Consider the following 16882-nt stretch of genomic DNA (forward strand, 5'->3'; position numbering starts at 1 on the left):
TTTAGCCATGATGATCTTCCTTTATTAACTACTCATGGAGGGTCACCCCATGAGCACTTGGTTTTTAACTAAGAATTAGTTTGGGCTTATAGTAATCGAAAGATTACTCGTCGTCACCTTTTTTACCGCCAGATTGGAATTTGCTGATGATGCCTTCAGCCACGTTACGTGGAGTTTCAGCATATTTAGCGAATTCCATTGAGTATGTTGCACGGCCTTGAGACATAGAACGCATTTGAGTCGCGTAGCCAAACATCTCAGCCAGTGGAACTTCTGCACGGATAGCTTTAGTACCGCCAGGTAAGTCGTCCATACCCTGAACCATACCACGGCGACGGTTCAAGTCGCCCATGATGTCGCCCATGTAGTCTTCTGGAGTTTCTACTTCAACTTTCATGATAGGTTCAAGAAGAACAGGATCTGCTTTCATGAAACCGTCACGGAAGGCATAAGAACCTGCCATTTTGAACGATAATTCGTCAGAGTCGACATCGTGATAAGAACCATCAAATAGTGTCGCTTTAATACCCACAACAGGGTAACCAGCCAGTACACCATTCTTCATACGTTCTTGAATACCTTTGTCAACTGCACCGAAGAATTCTTTAGGTACTACACCACCAACAACTTCTTCAGCGAATTCGTATTCTTTACCCGCTTCGTCAACATCAATAGGCTCAAGACGGACATATACATGACCGAATTTACCCTTACCACCTGTTTGACGTACGAATTTACCTTCTTGCTCAACAGTCTTTTTGATTGTTTCGCGGTAAGCAACCATTGGTTTACCAATATTCGCTTCAACACCGAATTCACGCTTCATACGGTCAACGATGATGTCAAGGTGAAGCTCACCCATACCAGCAATAATGGTCTGACCTGATTCTTCATCAGTACGAACACGGAACGATGGATCTTCTTTCGCCAGACGACCTAAAGCAATTGACATTTTTTCTTGGTCAGCTTTAGTTTTTGGCTCAACAGCCAATGAAATTACTGGCTCTGGGAATTCCATACGCTCAAGCGTAATGATGTTTTTCTCATCACACAGAGTATCACCTGTAGTTACGTCTTTCAGGCCTACACATGCTGCGATATCACCTGCACGGATCTCATCAAGATCCTGACGCTCATTGGCATGCATCTGCACGATACGGCCAATACGTTCACGCTTAGATTTAACCGGGTTGTATACAGGATCGCCCTGTTTTAATACACCAGAATAAACACGAACGAACGTCAGGTTACCTACGAATTTGTCATTCATGATTTTGAATGCAAGAGCAGAGAACGGTGCTTCATCAGATGCTTCACGAGTCGCTTCTGTTTCAGCTTTATCGTCAAGAATACCCTTGATCGCTTCAACGTCAGTAGGAGCAGGCAAGAACTCAATTACTGCATCCAACATACGTTGAACACCTTTGTTCTTGAATGCAGAACCGCAAAGCATAGGTTGAATTTCAGACGCTAATGTACGGGCACGTAAACCTTTCTTGATGTCTTCTTTAGAAAGATCACCTTCTTCCAGGTATTTGTCCATTAACTCTTCTGAAGCTTCAGCAGCGGCTTCAACCATGTTTACACGCCATTCTTCAGCCAGATCTTGAAGATCAGCTGGAATTTCGCCGTATTCAAACTGCATGCCTTGAGACGCTTCATCCCAGATAATTGACTTCATTTCGATCAAGTCAACAACACCGGTGAAAGTATCTTCAGCACCAACAGGGATTACTACAGGTACTGGATTTGCACCCAGACGTGATTTCATTTGTTCAACAACACGGAAGAAGTTGGCGCCAGTACGGTCCATCTTGTTCACGAATGCCAAACGAGGTACTTTATATTTGTTTGCCTGACGCCATACTGTTTCAGACTGAGGCTGTACACCACCTACCGCACAGTACACCATGCATGCACCATCAAGTACACGCATAGAACGTTCAACTTCGATTGTAAAGTCAACGTGTCCCGGGGTATCAATTACGTTGATACGGTGTTGCGGGAATTGGTTACCCATACCAGACCAGAAACAAGTAGTTGCAGCAGAAGTAATGGTAATACCACGTTCTTGCTCTTGTTCCATCCAGTCCATAGTCGCGGCACCGTCGTGTACCTCACCGATTTTGTGAGAAACACCTGTGTAAAACAAAATACGTTCAGACGTAGTTGTTTTACCTGCGTCAATGTGCGCAGAGATACCAATATTACGGTAACGAGAAATTGGGGTTTGACGAGCCATGATTTCTTGCATTCCTAAATTTTGTTGTTAAAACAGGACGCTTTAAGCTACTTTTGCAACTTAAAGCGAATTGATGACAGATCAATGAAAAACATGCCTATCATCTTCCTGATTAGGGCCTGTTTTAACCGCTTAGAAGCGGTAGTGAGAGAAGGCTTTGTTAGCTTCAGCCATACGGTGCACATCTTCACGTTTTTTGATCGCTGCGCCTTTACCTTCAGCTGCATCTAGCAACTCACCAGCAAGACGTAAAGCCATAGTTTTTTCAGAACGCTTAGCAGCAGCATCTACTAACCAACGCATTGCTAGGGCAGTACGACGGGATGGGCGCACTTCCATAGGTACTTGATAAGTAGCACCACCAACACGGCGTGCTTTTACTTCGACCATAGGGCGAACTTTTTCAAGAGTAGTCTCGAAAAATTCAACCGGATCTACTTTGTTTTTTTCTTGAACGCGGTCTAAAGCACCGTAAACGATGCTTTCAGCAATAGATTTTTTACCATCTTGCATTACGTGGTTCATGAATTTAGCGATGGTTTGGCTGCTGAATTTTGGATCCGGAAGGATTTCACGAGCAGCGACTACGCGACGTCTTGGCATTTTAAACTACCTATAAATATGACACTTCAGGTTAATCCAGCAGTAGCACAAAGTGTCGTGTGCATTCGCTGGCCTTACTACACGTCGCTTGAATTTCACAAAAATAAATGCAGAAATCAGACAAGCGAGACGATAAAGGTTTGTGGCTCTATATCCTTAAGAAATTATTTCTTAGGACGTTTAGCACCATATTTAGAACGTGACTGGTTACGATCTTTAACGCCAGCGCAGTCTAAAGAACCACGAACGGTATGGTAACGTACACCTGGTAAGTCTTTAACACGACCACCACGGATCAGAACAACACTGTGCTCTTGCAGGTTATGGCCTTCACCACCGATATAGCTTGATACTTCAAAGCCTGAAGTTAAGCGAACACGGCAAACTTTACGCATTGCTGAGTTAGGTTTTTTAGGTGTAGTTGTATAAACACGTGTACAAACACCACGACGTTGTGGACAAGCCTTCAACGCAGGAACTTTGGATTTCTCAACCAAAGTCGTACGACCCTTGCGGATCAACTGATTTGTTGTTGCCATATGGCAATTCTCCCGTAAATAAAAAACCTCAAAAAAATACCACTTTTTGAGGGCATGCAATTGTAAGCCAAGACACAAAAATGGTCAACATTTGATGCCATAACAAATGTTGACCAAGTACCTGACAAAGCTTATTTATCAAGCTTTTATGTTTTTAGCCTATTTTTTCGAAGAAGAGTTTTTTGTAACTGCTTCTTTAGCTTCTGTAGAAGAGTTTGTAGTGTCACCAGTTTCAACTTTAACCTGATCAACAGGCTTATCTATTGCTTCTTCGGCTGCAAGTTTAGCCTGATTGCTAGCAACCAGTTCTTCCTCATCAACTACCGGGTTATCTTCATCTAATGGAACAGCAGTCTTTTGAGGCTCTACTGCTTCATGAGGCTCCACCATATCTTCCGCCAAGCTTTCGATATCTTGCTGAACTTCCTGCTCAATATCAGTTTCTGTCTTTTTCTCTTCTTCAGAAGGTTTTTTCTGAACTTTCACCTTGGCAATCGTGTCATGGTCTTTAAGCTCAACTTCTTTTACCTTGTCAAGATTGACCTGTTCCGGCTGTTCAATTTTTTCCGGTTTGGCAGAAACCGTAGGACTTGCCTGCTCTAAGGCTTTTTCTGAACGGTTAAATGCTTCCAGAGGTGAAAGTGAAGAGTCATTATGCTGCTCTAGATAAGATCGTGCTTCAGCAAATGCTGTCTGTGCCTTTTGGCTGGCCTCTTCAACCAGTTTCCAGCTATAGATTGCGCCAACTGTTGCACCAGCCAAAGGAGTAAGTTTAGTCAATATAGATAGCTTAGAAAAAACAGTAGGATTATCTTGTCGCTGACCATCCTGCCCGATCCATTTTTTAAGCATTTCAAAATCATTACTCGACCCTAAAAGCTGCTGTAACTGTGAAACATCATTATTTTGCAGCATACCGCTCACAGCTTTAAGGCCCATCAGTATTGCCTGTTTTTCAGCAATCAAACCCATGTCAATCTGCCGTAGCACATGCTGTACGATTTCCTGATCTTCTTTCAAATCGAAGCCATGCGCCCGTCCGGTCTGGTAAATGGTTCTAAGAGCTAACGCTAGAGATGCTGGTACATCAACCGCGGCCCCTACAATACCGGTTGCACCGCTGACTGCGCCTTGGACTGATGCAATCCATTTATTCTGCTCTGCCAGAGCCTGACTTAAACGTTTTGAACGTTTAGGATCTTTTTCGAGCTCTTCAAGTTTACTGGCACCTGCCTCGCTTAAAATGGCTTCCACCGAACTGAGTTGTGAACTGAGTTCACTCAGACATTCAAACATATAATCAGAGATTTTGTTACTGACTTCAGGAGGAATAAAATTAGCAATACCATTAAAACGGTTGTAATGACGACCTAATAGTTGACGTGACATTTTGGGCACATAATCACGTAAAATATGCTGTGGATGATCATCAGGACTAGCTTCCATTGGACTTTTTACACGAGCAGAGCCTTCAATAACCTGATTCTGATCTGTCTGTCCATTCTGCTTAGTGGCACCACCAGGCGTTGCTTGATTCAGCATATCCAAACCTGTAGAACTGAGCTTTTTAGCCACTTTCACAGCACTGGAAATAAAACCTGCTGACTGATTATTATTAGTATTCGTCATCAATCTCCCCTCTTCATTCAGTTAGTTATTTGATAGTAAATACTAGGTGTAGTGAAGATTTAACACAATTCTAAAGTGTTTCTTTTAGTTATAAGCAGGTAACTCAAAGCATGCTATGTGCAACTCGTGTATAGCTTGCAATACGCATAGGATTTGCCATAAGAAAACAAAAACCTTTCTGTTATTATGAGTTCAATTTGAAAGATGAGTAGCGTAGCGCATCCGGCATAACCCCGCTCCTGCCAGAGTGTCCAAGCCAAGCTCATAACCTCACCATAAAGGGAACTGTAGATGAAACGTGTTGTAATCACTGGTATGGGTATTAACTCATGCATTGGTAATACTTTAGAAGATGTTACTCACTCTTTACAAAACGGCATTTCAGGAACACGTTTTAATCCAACTTATGCTGAACTTAATTTCAAAAGTCATGTAAGTGCAGCTGCAGAACAGAACTTTGACAATATTGACCGTAAACTGAAACGTTTTATGGGCGTATGTGCGATGTATGCTTATAACTCGGCTGTGGCTGCAGTAGAAAATGCGGGCCTTCAGGTAGAAGATCTCGCTGGCAATCCACGCTATGGCATTGCGGGTGGCTCTGGCGGCAACTCAACAGCTTCTGTAGTTGAAATGACCAAGTTACTAGAAGAAAAAGGCGCACGTAAAATCGGACCTTTTTTTGTGCCACGCAATATGAGTAATACCATTACTGCTAACGTAGGTGTTGCATTCAAACTTCAAGGTATGGCGCACTCTATTACCAGCGCCTGTGCTACTTCTGCTGATGCAATTGGGTATGCCTATAATCTGATTCAGCTAGGCAAACAGGACCTAATGCTGGCAGGTGGCGGTGAAGAAGATCACTGGTCTCAAAGCCTGTTATTTGATGCTATGGGCGCATTGTCTTCAAAATATAATGACACACCAGAAAAAGCTTCACGCCCATATTCAGCTGATCGTGATGGCTTTGTCATTGCGGGTGGCGGTGGTTTTGTTGTTTTAGAATCTCTTGAACATGCTCAGGCTCGCGGCGCCAAAATCCTTGCTGAAGTGGTTGCATATGCAGCCAATTCTGATGGTGCGGACATGGTAGCACCAAGTGGTGAAGGTGCAACCCGCTGTATTTTAATGGCGCTTGAAGAAGCCAAGCAGCATGGTATAGAAAGCATCGATTATGTGAATACTCATGGGACATCAACACCTGCTGGCGATGTAACCGAGCTTAAAGCAATGGAACGCGCTTTTGGCGAAGGCCATGTACCAGCAGTCAGCTCAACCAAGTCCATGACTGGTCACAGTCTGGGGGCAGCAGGAGTACATGAGGCAATCTATTCTGTTTTAATGATGCAGAATGACTTCATTGCTCCTAACATTAACGTGACCGAACTGGATGAAGGCGCTAAACCATTTGATATTGTGCTTGAAAAACGTGATGCGAAACTAAATACTGTAATGAGTAACAGTTTTGGTTTTGGCGGCGTCAATGCCTGCCTGATTTTCAAGAAATGGGATAATTGATGAATGCACCTTCTGATGCTTTCTTTTGGATAAAGGCTTTACATATTATTGCCGTGGTATGCTGGTTTGCTGCTCTGTTCTATCTACCACGTCTTTATGTTTATCATGCCATGAGTGATGATACAGTCAGTCATCAGCGCTTTGAAGTAATGGAGCGTAAGTTGTACCGGGGAATTATGTGGCCTGCAATGATAGCCACCCTGATTACAGCACACTTTCTGGTGGACTGGGGGGATCAGTTTTATCATTACCATGAAGCTTTATGGTTTTATCTAAAAGTAGCATTAGTCGGTTTACTGGTCATTTACCATTTTGTTTGTGGCTATTACCGTAAAAAACTGATCGGAAATGCACATTACAAGACACATAAGTTCTGGCGTTTTTTTAATGAAATGCCGACCCTTTTACTGTTTGCTATTGTCATTCTAGTAGTGGTCAAACCCTTTTAATTATCAATAATCGAAAAAGCCCCAGATTCGGGGCTTTTTTATTTGTCTCAGCTTTTTAAATTTATTTTGTATAAAATCTTTAAATTATATAAATAAAAAATTAAAAACTGATTCCCATATTTTTTAGCTCAGCCTACTTAAAATTGCCGGTAATGTATCAAAACTTTTTATCATATATTGAGGCTGTGCCTGCATGAGTTCTTCTGCGGAACCGTAACCATACTCGACCGCAATTGTATTTATGCCATTATAACGCGCCCCTAAAATATCATACTCACGGTCTCCAATCATTAAACACTCCTGTGGCCTAAGTTGCTCCTGCTGCAAAATGAAAGCAATTAATTCTGCTTTGTTTGTACGCTCACCGCTCAACTCGCTTCCATAAATTTGAGTAAAATAATCTGCGAGCTGAAAATGTTCCAAAATTTGTCTGGCATAGATAGTAGGTTTTGCTGTGGCAAGAAATAATTGATACCCCTGCTCTTGGAGATATCCGAGAGTTTCTGACACAGCTGGATAAACTTTATTTTCAAAAAGTCCGACTACAGAAAAACGCTCCCGATACCCCAGCAAAGCCTGCTCAGCAAGTTGTTCATCTCCATTATCAAGCAGCTTAACAAAAGATGCTTTTAAAGGCGGCCCAATGGTCCAGTCAATATCCAGATCGGGCTTTAGGGGATAACCCAGTTTTTCCATGGCATAGCGGATACAAGTATGTATTCCCACCTTAGGATCAGTCAGGGTGCCATCAAGGTCAATCAGCAGATTCTTTATAGTCATGTTGCACAGTCATTCAGTAGGTTTAACGCGGGATTAAGGTCGAGAGATGAAGTAAACTATTCTATACTAGCGTAATTTGCATTAAATAAGGATACGGCAGTGCGTCCTACAGTTCTTTGTTTTTCCGGACTTGATCCTTCAGGCGGCGCAGGTCTGCAGGCTGATATTGAAGCAATTGGGCAAAGTGGTGCACATGCTGCAATTGCCTGTACTGCTCTAACCATACAGAACTCTCAACAAGTATTTGGTTTTGAGGCAAGTTCACGAGAATTATTACTAGCGCAGGCCAATGCAGTAGTCGGTGACCTACCTATCCGATGTGTAAAATCTGGCATGTTGGGTACTACAGAAAATATTAGCGCGCTGGCTGAATTTTTAAGAGCTCACCCGGATTATCAATATGTGCTTGATCCGGTACTGGTTGCCAATAGTGGCGGTTCACTTGGTAATCAGGAAACTTTAGTTAAAGCATTTATAGAGCTTATTCCTCTGGCCAGCATTCTAACCCCTAACACAGTCGAACTGCGGGCTTTAACTGGTTTTGACGACCTGGAAACTGCCACTCAAAAGCTGTTTGAAATGGGTGCAAAAGCCGTTCTGGTTAAAGGTGGGCATGAGAATACCCCAGACTATATTCGTAATGCACTTTATATTCAGGGTGAAATGGTGGCAGAAAGCCACTGTCCACGATTACAAGGTGAATATCATGGTTCTGGCTGTTCACTGGCAAGCTTTATCGCAGGACGCTTAGCATTAGGAGATGAGCTGGTTCAGGCAGTCCAACATGCAGAAACCTGGCTATTTGGTGTCTTAAAAAATGCAGAAACTCCAGTGCCTGATGGGCAGAAAATACCAAAACGTTTTTAAAATAAAAAGCCCGCTTAATATAGCGGGCTTTTTATTATTGCTTTATCGAGCATACAAACAACAATTTTTGCTTACTCACCCTGTCTATTGGGGAATACGTAAAACCTGACCTGGATAAATATCATCAGCATTTTTTAACAAAGGACGGTTAGCTTCAAAAATTTTATTATATTGATTAGCATCACCATAAAATTCTTTAGAGATTTTAGAAAGAGAATCCCCAGACTTTACAGTATAGAATTTGCTTTGCGGTTCAGGTGTAGCAACTGTCATCTGATCATCTACTTGAGCCACATGATCAATATTACCGACGGCCAGAATAATTTTCTCACGGTCTGCCTGACTTTTCACCTGGCCTTTGATTGTAGCCAAATCAGTATTACTATTATAACTGACTGACAGACCTTCTACACCAAGCCCCAGACTCTTTACATGAGCCAGTAACTGATTCGCGATCTGTTGTGCTGAAGGTTCTGCAGCCTTAAGTGGAGCCTGTGGAGCCGCTTGAGGGGCAGAATTAGCAGGCGTAGCAGCTTGATGCTGTTCTACCTTTGCTTCATTCTTTTTACCAATACCTTTTACAAAGTCAAAAAGTCCCATCGTTCTACTCCATGTTAGTGGATGAATATTGTGTATTGCTATCTTATTTTTATACCGAACAATTTAAGGTACTTAAGTTTTATTTCGGCTGTAAACAGTAAACTTATGTAAGACTTACTACGCTCTACTTACTACCTATTAGTCTTTTGTTTCAATTAAGGATGAAATAAAAAAGCCACCCTTAAGGTGGCTTTTTATCAGCACATGCTAAAATATAACTTACTGAGCAAGTTTCTTGGTAACATAATCAATTGCTGATTGAACAGTAGTGATTTCGTTAGAATCTTCATCAGGAATAGTAATGTCGAAATCATTTTCAAAAGACATCACAAGTTCAACCAAGTCCAGAGAATCTGCACCCAAGTCATCCATGAAAGATGCTTCATTTTTAATTTCTTCAGCACGCATACCGAGTTGTTCTGCTACAGCCTGTTTTACGCGTTGTTCGATATCGCTCACAGGAATTCTCCTCATTGCTTGTGGCGTTTTTAATTGCCGTTAGTTTAATTGAATATCAATTATTTTAAAAGTTTATCCATCAGCCTTAAGCCATGTATAAACCACCATTTACGTGTAAAACTGTACCAGTAATGTAACTTGCTTTTTCACTAGCCAAGAAACTTACTGCATTAGCGATATCTTGTGGCTCACCTAAACGTTGCAGTGCCACTTGATCACTCATTTTCTTACGTATTTCTTCGCTCAACTGCTCTGTCATTTCCGTTGCTATAAAGCCAGGCGCCACACAGTTTACTGTAATCTGGCGGCTACCCATTTCTTTTGCCAGCGAGCGGCTAAATGCCTCAATACCAGCTTTTGCAGCAGAATAGTTGGCCTGCCCCGGATTCGCAAAATGAGCTACCACTGAACTGATATTGATGATGCGACCAAAACGGGCACGTGTCATGCCTTTTAATACACGTTTAGATAGACGATAAACAGCTTTTAAATGAATATTTAAGATGTCATCCCAGTCATCTTCTGACATACGTAGTAATAAGTTATCTTTAGTAATACCGGCATTATTGACCAGAATCAGAACTGGACCATATTTCTGCTCAATTTCAGTTACCAGAGTATCAATTGCCTCGGCATTACGTACATCCAGCACTGCTCCAGCACCTTGTTCTGCAAAGTCTTGGGTCAGCTTTTGAGCACCTGCTTCCGAAGTTGCAGTGCCCACAACAAAATAACCGTCTTGAATAAGCTGTTGAGCAATGGCCGCACCAATGCCCCGGCTTGCACCTGTAACCAGAGCAACCTTACGTTCTTGTGTCATGCGATTTTCCCTTCTGCCACTAAAACGGCATTTAACGCATCTTCCATACGACCTTTAGTGTCGAGTGGAAATGCTTTTTCAATATTCGGTAAACGCTTTGCCAGATTTGCCAGTACATTACCCGGACCACATTCTACAACGTACTGGATACCATGATCTTGCAGGTATTGCATAGTTTTGGTCCACTGAACTGACTGATACAGTTGTGCAGTTAAAGCTTGACGCAACTGGCCAACATCTGTCGCGATTTCTGCGCTGACATTTTGTATTACAGGTAGTACAGGTAGCTCAATGGCAGTTTGTTCCAATGCTTCTGCAAATTTCTCTGCGGCAGGCTTCATTAATGAACAGTGTGATGGTACAGATACCGGAAGTGCAATTGCCTTGCCTGACTTTTCTTTGGCCTGGGCCATGACGTTACTTACCAGTGCAGCAGTTCCTGCAATGACTACCTGACCTTGTGCATTATAGTTTGCCGCTTCAACCGAACCTTGACCCGCCTGTGAAGCAACCTGACACAATTCAACCACCTGCTCATCTGCAAGGCCCAGAATTGCTGCCATGGCACCCTCACCTTGAGGTACGGAAGACTGCATCAGTTTTCCGCGCAAATGTACCAGTTTCACCGCATCTGCCAGAGACATCGCTTCTGCAGCCACCAGCGCACTGTATTCTCCCAAAGAGTGACCAGCTAAATACTTCGGTGTTAAGCCACCAAGTTCCAGCCATATACGCCACAAGGCGATACTTGCCGTTAACAGCACCGGTTGAGTATTTTCTGTCTGGTCCAGGCCTTCACCACTTTGTACAATGTGCCAAAGATCAAAACCCACAGCCTCTGAAGATTCCGCAAAAGTATCAATCACACCACTAAACTGTTCTGCAAGTTCAGCGAGCATGCCGACTTTTTGTGAGCCCTGACCAGGAAACACAAATGCAGTTTTTGTTGCCTGAGCCACTTGCTCGAGTCGTTTAGCAGACATATAAAAATCCTTTATTTCGTCTTCACTCATTTCCGGTGCAGAAATTTAACATTTAATTCATCATTTTTTAATTGCGAAATACAACAAAAAAAGGGAGCATACGCTCCCATTTTTTCTATACTTAAGCATGATGCTTAATGCATATTATTGCTCATTATTCAGCATCAGCTGCTTTAGCGAACAATTGACGACCACGGTAGAAACCGTCTTTAGTCACGTGGTGACGACGATGAGTTTCACCAGTAGCTTGGTCTACAGTTAATGCATTCTCGGTTAAAGCGTCATGTGAACGGCGCATGTCACGGCGAGAGCGACTTTTACGGTTTTGCTGAACGGCCATGATGGCTCCTTACAAAGATCGAAAAAATGGATCAGAACAAAAATTCAGTTGTCTTAACCTGTAAGTATAGCACTTATGAGTTAAGTTTGCCTTTCAAACTTGCCAAAACATCAAACGGATTTTCACGCTTTTCTTCGGCATGCTCTTCGGCAGGTCGATGCTTATGTTCACAAGCGTCATGCTTAGGTGAAAGTGGCACCAACAATAACAGCTCATCCTCAAGCAGAGTGACCAAATCAATCAGGGCAGGTGCATCAGGATCACCTTTGATCAAAGCTTCACTCTCAGCTAGAACGATGTAATCAGCATCCTCATCCAAGCGCTCTATCAGTGACTCATCATCCAGTAACGCGATATGAAAGTCTGAAACAAGTGAAATTTCCACCGGTTCCAGACAACGCTGGCATTCCATTGGAACTTTCGTTTCAACATGACCATCAAACCACGCGACACGATGATACGCATCCATTGATAGCTTACAGTCTATAGAGACCAGTTGATGATCAATTGGTCCAACAGCTTCACGAGCAATACGAACAAAGCGAGACAATGGCAGGGTACCTGACCATGTAAAGCCTTGTTCAGCCCATTTAAACGGCTCAATCTGTGCCGGAAAGGTATTTGCTGACATAATTAAGGCGGCAATTCTACAAATTCATCAGTACTCTGTCAAAGATTAAGATACAATTTTGTACTTATTTAGACAGATCATTTGGGTTTATTCAGTCATGGATCAGTTGCAGCCGCAACCTGAAGTCATAACTTCGTCTCTTGTTCGCATCAACTCCACTTCTGGGCAGATATCGGCTCTGGCGGCACTGCAACTCTTGCCTTGGAACGCACTGCATACAGAAGAACAGCAAGTTGATTGGCTTATCTTACACTTTAATTATTGGTTTTCCCACCATAATGTCATGCTGGTACGAGGAGAATTTGAACCAGAATATTTCCCGGCCACCGATACCTCTCCTGCCCGCATCCAGTTTGCCCATGGTTTTTTTAACAGCGCCCTGCATGAAATCAGCCATTGGACGATTGCCGGTAAAGAGCGTCGCCTGCTGGCTGATCTGGGATACTGGTATGCTCCAGATGGACGGACAAGAGAGCAGCAAGCCCTGTTCGAACAGGTTGAAGTTAAACCGCAGGCAATTGAATGGCTTTTTGCCACAGCTTTTGGCCGCAAGTTTCGGGTCTCTTTAGATAACCTTACTGGTGAAAGTGGTAATGGCAATACCTTTAAAGACAATGTCTATGCCCAAGTGTGCCGCTATATGAATGCAGAAGCCTGTCTGCCAAAAGACGCCTGGTATCTGATTTCCTGTATTTGTACCTGCATACGTGGTGGCGAAATGTTACAGGCCAGCGAATTTAAAAGAGAAATGCTTGATTAATTTACATAAATCAACCGATCTAAACTTGTAACCCAATTCTCTGGGCACTGATAATTTAGAAAGTTACTGTCTGTGAACTTTGAGGAACAATAAGATGCTTCATTTAAGAGTACATCCTGAGAATCCACAGCCACGGCTCATCACTCAGGCAGTCGAACGGATCCGTGCGGGCGATGTAGTGGTCTACCCCACCGATGCTGCTTATGCAATTGGTTGCCAGATCGGAAATAAAAATGCTATGGAACGTATTGCGCAAATCCGCGGTTTAGGGCCTAAACATCAATACGCCATTATGTGCAGTGACCTCTCTGATATTGCAACCTATGCCAAGGTTGATAATGCCATGTATCGGCTGTTAAAGGCCAATACCCCTGCAATTACTACATTTATTCTTCCCGCCACCAGTGAAGTACCACGGCGTTTAATGCATCCGAAAAGGAAAACTATTGGTTTACGTATTCCAAGTAATCCAATTTGCCAGATGTTACTCCAGGAATTGGGAGAACCGTTACTCACTAGTACCCTGATTTTACCTGGACAGGAAGACCCGCTGGATGACCCTTACGAAATCGAGCAGCAACTTGGTAAACGTATTGATGTTTTCATTGATGGGGGCTTTGGCATGCTAAGCACCACCAGTATCGTAGACCTTTCTGGAGAAAATCCGGAAATTATCCGCTATGGCGAAGGTGATGTCAGTGCTTTTGAGTAGGTTTTACACTTTCTCGGACAATTGTAAAATCATATGCACCCAACATCTGATAAGTTGATGCTGAGGCAATTGGTATGAACCTTTTTAAAGTCCTTCTTGATTTAGAGAATTTTCCAGAAGATCACACTATTTATGCCGAGCTTCCTTGGACACTTGAATCTGAAACAATTGTCGTCTCAGAACCAGACTCCGGGAGCGTAACCCTAAACATTAAAGATATTAGCTATAGCTATTTTCTAGAAGTATATATAGCTGAAGAGCTGTTGATTAGTCTGACCAAAACAAACCTTTGTTTACGGGAGAGCTGTCAGAAAGTGATCGAATACGCCATAAATGATGCCTGACCTTTAAAAAGGCTCTTTACCAATTTCTATAGCTCACCCTATTCTTTCCTGCCTACCACGCAGGTTTATCAGTTTTTTTACATTTTTATGGTTTTTATAATTTATTCAGCCTGGCTTTTCTATTAGAATACGTTCACCTTATTTTTTGCTTTTTAGTGATCTCGCTTTCTTGCGTGCAAGATCCTAGAAGTTCTCCAGCTTTCATGCCTTTGAAAATTCGCGTGGCCTATAACCGAAATGAATCAAGCGACCCATAGTTCTATGGAACAGTTGCCTTATATCCGCGTAATGGATGAATGGCAGCACAGTATTCCAGATGATCTTTATATTCCGCCTGCTGCATTCGAAATTTTACTTGAACATTTCGAAGGTCCCCTCGACTTTTTAATTTACCTGATCCAGAAAAATGGCTTTGATTTACTGCAGTTAGATATCGCACCAATTGCCAGCCAATATCTGTCCTACATGGATAGCATGAAATCTCTCAACATTGAACTGACTGCGGACTATATGGTCATGGCAGCTTTGCTTGCAGACTTGAAGTCCCGACTGCTATTACCTAAACCTGCTGCTATAACTCTGGAAAAAGATCCCAAGCAGCAGCTGATTGACCGGCTCGAAAATTATTTGCGCATTAAACAGGCAGCTGAACGTTTAGGACAAATGCCAGTTTTGGAACGTGATACATTCAATGTGAATGTAAGTTTAGGAACAGTAAATAGTATTTATGAAGGCTATGAAGCTGCAAATCTGCGAGACGCGCTATATTGCATCTTTAACCGCCCTGAGCCTGTCGTTCATCAGATTCAGCAGGAACCAGTTTTACTTGAAGAGCGGATTGCCTATATTGAAGAATTGATTGAATCAGGCAAAAGCTTAAGTTTTGACGAGCTGCTCAAACCGAGCCAAGGTAAAATGGGTATGGTGGTGACATTCATGGCAGTTTTGGAGCTCACCCGCCAGCAGAGAATCCAGATTATTCATAGCGGAATAGAAGCACCCTTGACTATTCAGGGAGCAGTAGCATGACCATCGACCAAAGTGCAGCATTCTCAGTTGATGAGCTGCATCATGAAGTTCTGATGCAGCTTGAAGCCATTATTTTTGCCAGTGAAGCACCGGTCAGTCTTTTGAGGCTTAAAGAAGCTTTCCAGAACCAGTATAATAAACAGCAGTTGCGACAGTTTTTACAGCAGCTGGCTGTTTTACAACATGGCCGTTCAATTGAGCTGGTCGAAAGTGCTCAGGGCTTTCGTTTTCAGGTTCGTGCCAGATACAAACAGATTATTGCCCAGACTTGGCCGGAGCGGCCAACCCGGCTTTCCCCATCTTTGCTCGAAACAGTAGCTGTCATTGCTTATCATCAGCCTGTTACACGTGCAGATATTGAACAGATTCGCGGAGTTTCGAATAATAGCCAGATTTTGAAAACATTATTTGACTGGAACTGGATTAAAGAATCCGGTTTCCGAGAGATTCCGGGACGCCCCGCGTTGTTAGTGACGACGTCTCAATTTTTAAATGCTTTTGGCCTGGCTTCATTAGGTCAATTGCCTCCCCTGCAGGATGCCAAGGAAGCTTTCATGACGCTTGATGCTAATGCAGCAATGTCATGAATCGGTGGACTGTTGATAATTATTTCTAAGGTTATGCTGTCATGAGTGAAAAATTGCAAAAAGTCCTAGCACGTATCGGGCTAGGTTCTCGCCGTTATATGGAAGAGGTCATTGCTGCTGGTCGCGTAAGTGTCAATGGTCGTGTTGCTCAGGTCGGTGAGCGTATTGAACCAGGCGACGAATTGCGTATTGATGGGCGTAAGGTGCAATTTCAGATTGAAGATGAGATTCGTCGTCGCGTTCTGATTTACTATAAGCCAGAAGGTGAAATCTGCTCACGCAATGATCCAGAGTCACGTCCGACTGTATTTGATCATTTGCCTACAATCGCCAATGACCGCTGGGTTATGGTAGGCCGTCTGGACATTAACTCTACCGGCCTTTTACTGTTTACCAATGACGGTGAGCTTGCAAATCGTCTAATGCATCCTTCAAATGAGATCGAACGTGAATACGCAGTCCGTGTTATGGGCGAAGTTACCCCGCAGATCCGTCAGAATATGCTAAATGGCGTCGTGCTAGATGATGGCCCAGCCAAGTTTGAAACTTTTTCTGAAATTGGTGGTGATGGTATTAACCGCTGGTACCAGGTTGTGGTTAAAGAAGGACGTAACCGTGAAGTTCGCCGTATTTTCGAATCACAGGGTTTAAAAGTAAGTCGTCTTTTACGTACTCGCTATGGTACAGTTATTCTGCCGCGTGAGCTGCGCACTGGGCGCTGGATTGAGCTGGATAAAGCAGATATCGATAACCTGACCAAGTCGGTTGAGCTTAAACCGCGTCAAGGTACTGGCCTGTATGGCATGGCGAAACGTCGTACTGAACGTATGGCTGAAAAACCTATGGCAGCTCGCCGCGGTGGTTATTTGCGTCAACAGCGCCGCGAGAATGAAGGAACAGAACAAACTGCTGCACCACGCAAGCCTTATAGTCCGAAGAAGTTTTAAAACGGTCTTTTACTGCTTTAAACAAAAAAGTCGCCTTGGC

The 16882-nt window shown here is 43.1% G+C and carries 20 protein-coding genes; 9 read left to right on the forward strand and 11 right to left on the reverse strand.

Annotated features, from left to right (window positions below):
- Window positions 1–103: 103 nt before the first annotated feature.
- The 4 genes from fusA to B3X18_RS13110 form a co-directional block, all read right to left on the reverse strand.
- Window positions 104–2242, reverse strand: a complete 2139-nt coding sequence (gene fusA, locus B3X18_RS13095) for an elongation factor G (RefSeq protein ID WP_005027507.1) — start codon at window positions 2240–2242, stop codon at window positions 104–106.
- A 132-nt stretch (window positions 2243–2374) separates the two neighbouring features.
- The gene (rpsG, locus tag B3X18_RS13100) at window positions 2375–2845 is read right to left on the reverse strand and encodes a 30S ribosomal protein S7 (RefSeq protein WP_004655203.1); all 471 of its coding nucleotides are present in this window, start codon (window positions 2843–2845) and stop codon (window positions 2375–2377) included.
- A 164-nt stretch (window positions 2846–3009) separates the two neighbouring features.
- A complete protein-coding gene (gene rpsL, locus B3X18_RS13105; protein WP_000246374.1) occupies window positions 3010–3384 on the reverse strand; it encodes a 30S ribosomal protein S12 in 375 nt (124 codons plus the stop codon).
- A gap of 159 nt (window positions 3385–3543) precedes the next feature.
- Window positions 3544–5013 carry an EcsC family protein gene (locus B3X18_RS13110; RefSeq protein ID WP_005027509.1) on the reverse strand — a complete coding sequence of 490 codons (1470 nt, stop codon included), beginning with the start codon at window positions 5011–5013 and terminating at the stop codon, window positions 3544–3546.
- 291 nt (window positions 5014–5304) lie between these two features.
- Between B3X18_RS13110 and B3X18_RS13115 the strand changes: the two genes are divergently transcribed.
- Together B3X18_RS13115 and hemJ are read left to right on the forward strand one after the other, a co-directional pair.
- A complete protein-coding gene (locus B3X18_RS13115) occupies window positions 5305–6534 on the forward strand; it encodes a beta-ketoacyl synthase N-terminal-like domain-containing protein (protein WP_005018889.1) in 1230 nt (409 codons plus the stop codon).
- Complete coding sequence (hemJ, locus tag B3X18_RS13120) at window positions 6534–6983, forward strand: protoporphyrinogen oxidase HemJ (RefSeq protein WP_005018886.1); 450 nt, start codon at window positions 6534–6536, stop codon at window positions 6981–6983. The genes B3X18_RS13115 and hemJ overlap by 1 nt, the downstream gene beginning before the upstream one ends.
- A 123-nt stretch (window positions 6984–7106) precedes the next feature.
- On the opposite strand, the gene B3X18_RS13125 is transcribed toward hemJ, so the two are convergent.
- On the reverse strand, window positions 7107–7763 hold the full coding sequence (locus B3X18_RS13125; protein WP_005027511.1) for an HAD-IA family hydrolase: 657 nt from the start codon (window positions 7761–7763) through the stop codon (window positions 7107–7109).
- Window positions 7764–7862: 99 nt separating this feature from the next.
- Between B3X18_RS13125 and B3X18_RS13130 the strand changes: the two genes are divergently transcribed.
- Window positions 7863–8630 carry a hydroxymethylpyrimidine/phosphomethylpyrimidine kinase gene (locus tag B3X18_RS13130; protein ID WP_005018882.1) on the forward strand — a complete coding sequence of 256 codons (768 nt, stop codon included), beginning with the start codon at window positions 7863–7865 and terminating at the stop codon, window positions 8628–8630.
- 84 nt (window positions 8631–8714) lie between these two features.
- Here B3X18_RS13130 and lysM read toward each other — a convergent pair whose 3' ends face one another.
- The 6 genes from lysM to B3X18_RS13160 form a co-directional block, all read right to left on the reverse strand.
- A complete protein-coding gene (lysM, locus tag B3X18_RS13135; protein ID WP_005027514.1) occupies window positions 8715–9230 on the reverse strand; it encodes a peptidoglycan-binding protein LysM in 516 nt (171 codons plus the stop codon).
- A gap of 219 nt (window positions 9231–9449) precedes the next feature.
- Window positions 9450–9689 (reverse strand): acyl carrier protein, encoded by a 240-nt coding sequence (gene acpP / locus B3X18_RS13140; protein ID WP_005018879.1) that lies wholly within the window; start codon window positions 9687–9689, stop codon window positions 9450–9452.
- Window positions 9690–9774: 85 nt separating this feature from the next.
- Window positions 9775–10509, reverse strand: a complete 735-nt coding sequence (fabG, locus tag B3X18_RS13145; protein ID WP_005027517.1) for a 3-oxoacyl-ACP reductase FabG — start codon at window positions 10507–10509, stop codon at window positions 9775–9777.
- A complete protein-coding gene (gene fabD, locus B3X18_RS13150) occupies window positions 10506–11492 on the reverse strand; it encodes an ACP S-malonyltransferase (protein ID WP_005027519.1) in 987 nt (328 codons plus the stop codon). Before fabD ends, fabG begins: the two co-directional genes overlap by 4 nt.
- A gap of 154 nt (window positions 11493–11646) precedes the next feature.
- Window positions 11647–11832 carry a 50S ribosomal protein L32 gene (gene rpmF / locus B3X18_RS13155; protein WP_000290730.1) on the reverse strand — a complete coding sequence of 62 codons (186 nt, stop codon included), beginning with the start codon at window positions 11830–11832 and terminating at the stop codon, window positions 11647–11649.
- A gap of 73 nt (window positions 11833–11905) precedes the next feature.
- Window positions 11906–12463, reverse strand: a complete 558-nt coding sequence (locus B3X18_RS13160; protein ID WP_005018869.1) for a YceD family protein — start codon at window positions 12461–12463, stop codon at window positions 11906–11908.
- 97 nt (window positions 12464–12560) lie between these two features.
- On the opposite strand from B3X18_RS13160, the gene B3X18_RS13165 reads away from it, so the two are divergent.
- The 6 genes from B3X18_RS13165 to rluB all read left to right on the forward strand — a co-directional run bounded on the left by B3X18_RS13165 (window position 12561) and on the right by rluB (window position 16842).
- Window positions 12561–13223: an elongation factor P hydroxylase gene (locus tag B3X18_RS13165; RefSeq protein ID WP_005018867.1), complete on the forward strand. Its 663-nt coding sequence runs from the start codon at window positions 12561–12563 to the stop codon at window positions 13221–13223.
- A 94-nt stretch (window positions 13224–13317) separates the two neighbouring features.
- Complete coding sequence (locus B3X18_RS13170; RefSeq protein ID WP_005018864.1) at window positions 13318–13935, forward strand: L-threonylcarbamoyladenylate synthase; 618 nt, start codon at window positions 13318–13320, stop codon at window positions 13933–13935.
- A gap of 74 nt (window positions 13936–14009) precedes the next feature.
- Entirely contained in the window at window positions 14010–14279 is a 270-nt protein-coding gene (locus B3X18_RS13175) for a hypothetical protein (RefSeq protein WP_005018862.1), read from the forward strand.
- 237 nt (window positions 14280–14516) lie between these two features.
- Window positions 14517–15308, forward strand: a complete 792-nt coding sequence (locus B3X18_RS13180; protein ID WP_005027523.1) for a segregation and condensation protein A — start codon at window positions 14517–14519, stop codon at window positions 15306–15308.
- Window positions 15305–15895, forward strand: coding sequence for an SMC-Scp complex subunit ScpB (gene scpB / locus B3X18_RS13185; protein WP_005027526.1), 591 nt, complete (start codon window positions 15305–15307; stop codon window positions 15893–15895). The genes B3X18_RS13180 and scpB overlap by 4 nt, the downstream gene beginning before the upstream one ends.
- 41 nt (window positions 15896–15936) lie before the next feature.
- Entirely contained in the window at window positions 15937–16842 is a 906-nt protein-coding gene (gene rluB, locus B3X18_RS13190) for a 23S rRNA pseudouridine(2605) synthase RluB (protein WP_005027528.1), read from the forward strand.
- Window positions 16843–16882 lie beyond the last annotated feature (40 nt).

This window comes from Acinetobacter sp. UBA6571 (genome assembly GCF_002434085.1).
Lineage (GTDB): Bacteria > Pseudomonadota > Gammaproteobacteria > Pseudomonadales > Moraxellaceae > Acinetobacter > Acinetobacter radioresistens.

Coding starts and splice junctions, on each gene's coding strand:
- fusA (WP_005027507.1), bottom strand. CDS start 2,242: ATGGCTCGTCAAACCCCAATTTCTCGTTACCGTAATATTGGTATCTCT.
- rpsG (WP_004655203.1), bottom strand. CDS start 2,845: ATGCCAAGACGTCGCGTAGTCGCTGCTCGTGAAATCCTTCCGGATCCA.
- rpsL (WP_000246374.1), bottom strand. CDS start 3,384: ATGGCAACAACAAATCAGTTGATCCGCAAGGGTCGTACGACTTTGGTT.
- B3X18_RS13110 (WP_005027509.1), bottom strand. CDS start 5,013: ATGACGAATACTAATAATAATCAGTCAGCAGGTTTTATTTCCAGTGCT.
- B3X18_RS13115 (WP_005018889.1), top strand. CDS start 5,305: ATGAAACGTGTTGTAATCACTGGTATGGGTATTAACTCATGCATTGGT.
- hemJ (WP_005018886.1), top strand. CDS start 6,534: ATGAATGCACCTTCTGATGCTTTCTTTTGGATAAAGGCTTTACATATT.
- B3X18_RS13125 (WP_005027511.1), bottom strand. CDS start 7,763: ATGACTATAAAGAATCTGCTGATTGACCTTGATGGCACCCTGACTGAT.
- lysM (WP_005027514.1), bottom strand. CDS start 9,230: ATGGGACTTTTTGACTTTGTAAAAGGTATTGGTAAAAAGAATGAAGCA.
- fabG (WP_005027517.1), bottom strand. CDS start 10,509: ATGACACAAGAACGTAAGGTTGCTCTGGTTACAGGTGCAAGCCGGGGC.
- fabD (WP_005027519.1), bottom strand. CDS start 11,492: ATGTCTGCTAAACGACTCGAGCAAGTGGCTCAGGCAACAAAAACTGCA.
- rpmF (WP_000290730.1), bottom strand. CDS start 11,832: ATGGCCGTTCAGCAAAACCGTAAAAGTCGCTCTCGCCGTGACATGCGC.
- B3X18_RS13160 (WP_005018869.1), bottom strand. CDS start 12,463: ATGTCAGCAAATACCTTTCCGGCACAGATTGAGCCGTTTAAATGGGCT.
- B3X18_RS13165 (WP_005018867.1), top strand. CDS start 12,561: ATGGATCAGTTGCAGCCGCAACCTGAAGTCATAACTTCGTCTCTTGTT.
- B3X18_RS13170 (WP_005018864.1), top strand. CDS start 13,318: ATGCTTCATTTAAGAGTACATCCTGAGAATCCACAGCCACGGCTCATC.
- B3X18_RS13175 (WP_005018862.1), top strand. CDS start 14,010: ATGAACCTTTTTAAAGTCCTTCTTGATTTAGAGAATTTTCCAGAAGAT.
- B3X18_RS13180 (WP_005027523.1), top strand. CDS start 14,517: ATGAATCAAGCGACCCATAGTTCTATGGAACAGTTGCCTTATATCCGC.
- scpB (WP_005027526.1), top strand. CDS start 15,305: ATGACCATCGACCAAAGTGCAGCATTCTCAGTTGATGAGCTGCATCAT.
- rluB (WP_005027528.1), top strand. CDS start 15,937: ATGAGTGAAAAATTGCAAAAAGTCCTAGCACGTATCGGGCTAGGTTCT.